This is a genomic window from Streptomyces sp. NPDC001348 (assembly GCF_053597535.1).
Map to the genome: position 1 here is coordinate 1 of NZ_JBSFIK010000012.1, position 6,221 is coordinate 6,221.

6 protein-coding genes are annotated in these 6,221 nt (G+C 69.4%); 2 read left to right on the forward strand and 4 right to left on the reverse strand.

Translation table 11 applies throughout. The features are described 5' to 3' along the window. The 4 genes from ACWC21_RS14990 to ACWC21_RS15005 all read right to left on the reverse strand — a co-directional run. The coding region (locus tag ACWC21_RS14990; RefSeq protein WP_450881742.1) for a glycoside hydrolase family 3 protein at positions 1-1,423 on the reverse strand (1,423 nt) is incomplete at its 3' end. An 8-nt stretch (positions 1,424-1,431) separates the two neighbouring features. Continuing rightward, on the reverse strand, positions 1,432-2,262 hold the full coding sequence (locus ACWC21_RS14995; protein ID WP_450881744.1) for a carbohydrate ABC transporter permease: 831 nt from the start codon (positions 2,260-2,262) through the stop codon (positions 1,432-1,434). Then, positions 2,259-3,260, reverse strand: a complete 1,002-nt coding sequence (locus tag ACWC21_RS15000) for a carbohydrate ABC transporter permease (protein ID WP_450881746.1) — start codon at positions 3,258-3,260, stop codon at positions 2,259-2,261. Before ACWC21_RS15000 ends, ACWC21_RS14995 begins: the two co-directional genes overlap by 4 nt. A gap of 84 nt (positions 3,261-3,344) precedes the next feature. Beyond that, positions 3,345-4,631: an extracellular solute-binding protein gene (locus tag ACWC21_RS15005; RefSeq protein WP_450881748.1), complete on the reverse strand. Its 1,287-nt coding sequence runs from the start codon at positions 4,629-4,631 to the stop codon at positions 3,345-3,347. A gap of 301 nt (positions 4,632-4,932) precedes the next feature. Between ACWC21_RS15005 and ACWC21_RS15010 the strand changes: the two genes are divergently transcribed. Next, positions 4,933-5,715, forward strand: coding sequence for a GntR family transcriptional regulator (locus tag ACWC21_RS15010; RefSeq protein ID WP_450881750.1), 783 nt, complete (start codon positions 4,933-4,935; stop codon positions 5,713-5,715). 46 nt (positions 5,716-5,761) lie between these two features. Continuing rightward, positions 5,762-6,221, forward strand: a 460-nt coding sequence (locus ACWC21_RS15015; protein ID WP_450881753.1) for a helix-turn-helix domain-containing protein, incomplete at its 3' end; no start/stop codon positions are given.

Consider the following 6,221-nt stretch of genomic DNA (forward strand, 5'->3'; position numbering starts at 1 on the left):
GCGGTACGCCCATCTCGACCACGACGGTGTCCGGGCGGGCGGCGAGGAGGACGTCCAGGGCCGCACGCATCCAGTCGTGCCGGTGCTCGTCACGGACGACGGCGACGATGCGCCGGCCGTCCGCGGCCTCGAGTGCGGCGCCGCCCGCGTCGGCACCGGTGAAGGAGCCGGTGGTGGTGCCGGGGAGCAGGCGTTCGAGCTCGGCGCCGACGCCCCAGGGGGTCTCGTCCCCCACGGCGATGTTGGCGACCGGGTTGAAGGTGGCGACGTACACCGGCCCGGTGACCGGTGCGACGGCGCCCGCCCGGGTCACGCTCAGCGCGCGGCGCGCGGCGACCAGGCCGATCTCCGGCGCGGGTTCGACCACGGCCCCGGGATCGCGCCGTGCGGCGGCGGTCCAGTCCGCCAGCCGCCGCACCCGGGCGGCGGCGTCCGCCAGCCGCTCCTCGGGCAGTTCACCGGAGCGTACGGCCGCGACGAGCGAGTCCCGCAACCTGACCACCGTGTCCTCGTCGCACAGCCCGCCGCCGACGCAGATGGCGTCGGCACCCGCCGCGATCGCCAGGACGACGCCGTGCTCCAGGCCGTACGTTCCCGAGATGGCGCGCATCTCCATGCCGTCGGTGACGATCAGCCCGTCGTAGCCGAGTTCGCCGCGCAGCAGCTCGGTGAGGACGCGACGCGAGAGGGTCCCGGGGTACCGCGGGTCGAGGGCGGGGACCAGGATGTGGGCGCTCATGACGGCGCGGGTGCCGGCCTCGATGGCCGCGCGGAACGGGGCCAGTTCACGCTCGTACAGGGTGTCCGCGTCGACGTCGATGCGCGGTACGGCGTGGTGGGAGTCGACGTTGGTGTCGCCGTGGCCGGGGAAGTGCTTGGTGCACGCGGCGACGCCGGTGGACTGCAGGCCCTGGACGTAGGCGGCGGTGTGCCGGGCGACGAGGTCGGTGCCCGCGCCGAAGGAGCGTACGCCGATGACCGGGTTGTCGGGGTTGGCGTTCACGTCGGCGGACGGTGCCCAGTTGAAGTTGACGCCGCATGCCGCCAGGCGGCGGCCCAGTTCGCGGGCGACGCTCCGGGTCAGCTCGGGGTCGTCGACGGCGCCGAGGGCGTGACTGCCGGGGAAGGAGGAGCCGGTGCGGACCTCGAGGCGGGTGACGTCGCCGCTCTCCTCGTCGATGGCCACCAGCAGGTCGTCCCGTTCGGCCCGCAGCCGGGTGGTGAGGTCGGTGACCTGTTCCTCACCGGCGACGTTGCGGCCGAACAGGGCGACGGAGGCCAGCCCCTCACCGATACGACGGCGCACCCAGTCCGGCGCGGTGGTGCCTGCGAAGCCCGGCTGCAACACGGCCAGCGCGTCGCGGGTCAGGGTGTCCCCGGCGGCGGAGCCGCTGTCGGACGCGGTGGTGGCGGGTGTGGTCATCGGGGGTGTCATCCCTTCACGGCGCCGTCGGTCAGACCGCTGACGGCCTTGCGTTGCAGGAAGATGAAGAGGATCAGGATGGGCAGGGCGAACAGGGACGAGGCGGCCATCGTGGCGCCCCAGTCGTCGCCGAAGGCGGTCTGGAACTGGGACAGCCACAGCGGCAGGGTCTGCTTCTCGATGTCCTTGTTGAGGATCAGGACGAGCGGGAACTCGTTCCATGCGGTGATGAAGCCGAACAGTGAGGTCGCCATCAGACCGGGCGCCAGCAGCGGGAAGATCACTCTGCGGAAGGCCTGCGGCCGGGTGCAGCCGTCGACCATCGCCGACTCCTCCAACTCCTTCGGCACGGCGGCCACATAGCCGCGCAGTGTCAGGATGGTCAGCGGCAGCACCATGATCGTGTAGAAGACGGTGAGCGGGACCAGGCTGTCGAGCATGTCGTTGTCGCGGACCAGCATGTAGATGGCGATGACCATGACCTCCCAGGGGGCCATCTGCGCCAGCATGAAGCCCACGATGAAGCCGCGCCGGCCCTTGAACCGCATCCGGGCGAGGGCGAAGGCGGCGAACAGGGCGATGACCAGGGACAGGAGCACCGAACCGACCGTGACGGTGACCGAGTTGGCGACCAGGGTCCAGAAGTGGTCGGCGTCCACTGCCTTGCGGAAGTGACCGAGGGTGATGTCGGTCGGGAACCACACCGGGTCCTCGGAGACGATGTCACCGGTCGGTTTCAACGCCGTGGCGAACATCCAGTAGACGGGGAACACGAAGCCGACGAAGAGGATGACGGCGGTGGCGTTGGGCCAGAAACGGCCGAATGCGGAGCGCTTCACAGCTCGTCCTCCTCTTGCTTGAGCACCATGCGCAGGTAGTACGAGGTGATGACGAGCAGCACCAGGATGGTCAGGAAGGAGATCGCGGCCCCGACACCGAAGTGCTGGTTGCCCACGCCCTCGACGAAGGCGTAGATGGGCAGGGTCTCGGTGAGGCGGTCGGGACCGCCCTGGTTGATCGCGAAGATCTGCGGGAACGCCTTGAACACCCAGATGACCTCGAGGAAGGTCGTGGCGTACAGGAACGGCCTGAGGAACGGGAAGGTCACCGAGGTGAAGCTCTTCCACGCGTCCGCGCCGTCCAGGGAGGCCGCCTCGTACAGTTCCCGGGGGATGGTGGTGGTCGCGGCGTACAGGTTGATCGCGACGAACGGGATCGACCCCCAGACGATCAGCAGGGTGATCACGGAGAAGGTGGAGAACTGGGAGCCGAACCAGTTGTAGTCGGCCATGGAGTGCCAGCCGAGCTTGTCCAGCACCCAGTTGACGACGCCGAAGCGCTGGGCGAACAGCCACTGGTAGACCGTGGTGGCCGCGATGACGGGCATGGCCCAGGCGAGGACGAGGCCCAGCATGAGCAGCAGTCGCATCTTCTTGCCGAGGCGGGCCAGCAGCAGTCCGATCAGGGTGCCGAACACCATGATCAGGAGGACGTTGGCCGCGGTGAAGACCACCGAGCGCTCGACGACGTGCCAGAAGTCCGAACCGGTCAGGACCTCTTTGTAGTTGTCGACGCCGTTCCACTCGGTGAGGTGCTGGATGAGCTGCCGCGGGTTGAGGTTCTGGAACGACAGCATGCCGTTCTTCACCAGCGGCCAGCCGAGCAGGACCAGCGTGGCCAGCAACGCGGGCAGCAGGAGCAGATAGGGGGCGGCGGCCCGGCGGCGGCCGGATGCGGTCCGGGAGGCCGCGCTCTCGCCTTTCGGCGGTGCCGGCACCCGGGCCTCGGGGACAGCGGGCCCCCCGGCCGTGTCCGTGCCTTCGGTCTGCACTGACATGAGTTGCCATCTCTTCCGTGGCCGTACCGGCCGTGCGAAACGAACTGAGCCGGGGGCGCTTGCGGGCGCCCCCGGCGCGGGTCATCAGTTCTGCTGGGCCAGACGCTTGTTGATCTCGCCCTCGACCTGCTTGGCGGCGGCCGCCGGGGACTTGCCCTCCAGCACGGAGGTCATGTACGACTTGATCGGGTTCGGGGTGTTCTCCACCGCGGCCCACTCGGGGATCAGCGGGGTGGTGCCACCGACCGCGGCACCCGGAGCGGCGGCCTCGGCGACGGCGTTGCCCTTGAGGCCGGCCTGCAGGGACAGCTTGTTCGGGATGACGCCGTTGAGCTTGGCCAGTTGGCCCTCGTACTTGTCGGACAGGGCGATCTTGAGGAACTCCTTGGCCAGCGCCTGCTTCTTGCTGCCCTGCGCGACCGCGAGGTTGGAGCCACCGAGGAAGACGCCCTCGGGCTTGCCGGCCGTCGCGCCCGGGATGGTGAAGTAGCCGAGGTCCTTCTCGATGGACTTGTTGGCGGCGATGGCCGTGCCGGCCTCCCAGCCCATGCCGATGAAGGCACCGGTCTTGCCCTTGGCGAACACCTGGGCCTGCTGCGGGGTGGCCTCGTCCTTGTCCTTGGGGGCCTTGGAGTAGGAGGCGTACTTCTTGTAGATCTCCATGGCCTGGGAGACCTTCGGGTCACCGAGGTTGGAGACGTACTTGCCGCCCTCCTTCTTCACCAGGTCGGCACCCTGGCCGATGGTCAGGCCGTCGAAGAAGTACCAGTTCTGGCCGGGCAGGTAGAGCGGTTCGTCGTTCGTCTTCTTGCCGATGGTCTCGAGGTCCTTGAAGAACTGGCCACGGGTCTTCGGGGTGCCCTTGATGCCGGCCTTGGCCCAGATCTTCTTGTTGTAGATGACGACGCGGTTGGCGAAGTACCAGGGGGCGGCGTACTGCTTGCCGTCGTAGACGGAGGACTGGGAGACCGACGGGGTCCAGTCCGCGCCGATCTGCTGCTTCAGGTCGCCGAGTTCGGCGAGGCCGCCGGTGGCGGCGTAGGCCGGCGTCTGGGTGTTGCCGACCTCGAGGACGTCCGGCGGATTGTCCTCGGAGAGGGCGGTGGTGATCTTCTGCTGGATCCCGTCCCACTTCTGGATCTCGAACTTCAGCTTGGCGCCGGTCTTCTTCTCGAAGGCGGCCGTCACGTCCTTGGTCCACTGCTCCGGCGCGGAACCGTCCATCGTCCAGACCGTCAGCGTCTGGCCCTTGAAGCTGTCCGGTCCCGCGTTCTTGCCGCTGTCCCCGTCGTCGCCATTGCCGCCGCCGCACGCCGCGACCGAGACCATCATGCCTGCGATACCCATCGCGGCTATCAGCTTGCGCTTCACGCCACCCTCCTCAGGGATGCATCGATCCCCCACGCCCCCTGCCGTGACCTGCGTAAATCGCTGACGCACGTGGGACTCGGGACCTGGCCACTAGTGGTGTAGACCAGTACGGTGGAGCTTGGCCTAGACCTTTGGGGGTGTCAAGGGTGGTTCGGTAAGCGATGCGTTCCGTTACGAGAAAGTCACCGGGCGGCGTCGCTGCCACAGACGGGGCGAAGGCCGCCCGGTTCACTTTGGACTAGACCATAGGGCCGCCGGGGGCTATAACGGGAGACCGCCGAGTGAGCCGGGAAGGCAGGCCATGACCATCGACGTCAGCAGCGCCCAGCACCACGAGGGGGCGCCCGGTCACGTTGCGCGCGTGCCGAAGTACTACCGCGTCAAGCAGCAGATACTCGAGATCACCGAGGCCCTGTGCCCCGGTTCGGCCATGCCGGCCGAACGGCTGCTCGCCGTGCGGTTCGACACCTCGCGCACGACCGTCCGGCAGGCGTTGCAGGAACTCGTGGGCGAGGGACGGCTGGACCGCATCCAGGGCAAGGGCACGTTCGTCGCCCGGCCGAAGCTGTACCGCACCCTCCGGCTCACCTCGCACACCGAGGACATGCGGGCCCAGGGCCTGGACCCGGCCTCACAGGTGCTGGACATCGGCCACATCACCGCGGACACGAAGCTGGCGGGACTGCTCGCGATCGACGCCGGGGAGAAGGTGCTGCGCATCGAACGGCTGCGGCTGGCCAGCGGCGAACCCATGGCGATCGAGGCCACGCACCTGTCCGCGCGGCGCTTCCCGGAGCTGCGGCGGTCACTGGCCAGGTTCACCTCGCTGTACACCGCACTCGCCGAGGTGTACGGAGTGCATCTCGCGGAGGCGGAGGAGACGATCGAGACCTCCCTGGCGACACCGCGCGAGGCCGGGCTGCTGGCCACCGACGTGGGGCTGCCGATGCTGCTGCTCTCCCGGCACTCCCGGGACGCCGAAGGCACGCCGGTGGAGTGGGTCCGCTCGGTGTACCGCGGCTCCCGGTACAAGTTCGTGGCGGCGCTGATGCGTCCCGCGGGACGAGGGCCGGGGCAGGGCTGAGGCCACCACGACCGGGACCGGGACCGCACAACAGGATGGGCTTGCCGTGACCGAAACGCCGAACCCTCAGACGCTCGCGGCGGCGCTGGCCGACGCGCGTGAGGCACGGGGCCTCACCCAGGAGGAACTGGCGGAACGGTCCGGACTGAGCGTGCGGGCGATCCGCAACCTCGAGACCGGCCACACCGCCCGCCCCCGCAGACAGTCACTGCTGCTTCTCGCGCGCGCCCTCGGTCTGCCGCCCGGGCCGCTGCTGACGCCGCAGCGCTCCGGGAACCCCCCGGGGCCGGTGCCCGCGGAACTCCCCGCGGCTCCCTGGCAACGGCTGGCCGGAAGGGAGCGGCTCATCGCCTCGCTGAAGGCCCATCTCCTGTCGGAGGAGCGCCGCGGGAGCGGACCCGCCGTCGTCGTCGGACCGCCCGGCGCGGGCAAGACCTCGCTGGTGCTGCGAGCCGCTCACGGTGCCCGCGCCCGGTTCCCGGGCGGACAGGTGTTCGTGGACCTGC

What these genes read in the sequence shown, in the direction of transcription:
- ACWC21_RS15010 (WP_450881750.1), top strand. Translation starts at nt 4,933, where the DNA reads ATGACCATCGACGTCAGCAGCGCCCAGCACCACGAGGGGGCGCCCGGT.
- ACWC21_RS15000 (WP_450881746.1), bottom strand. Translation starts at nt 3,260, where the DNA reads ATGTCAGTGCAGACCGAAGGCACGGACACGGCCGGGGGGCCCGCTGTC.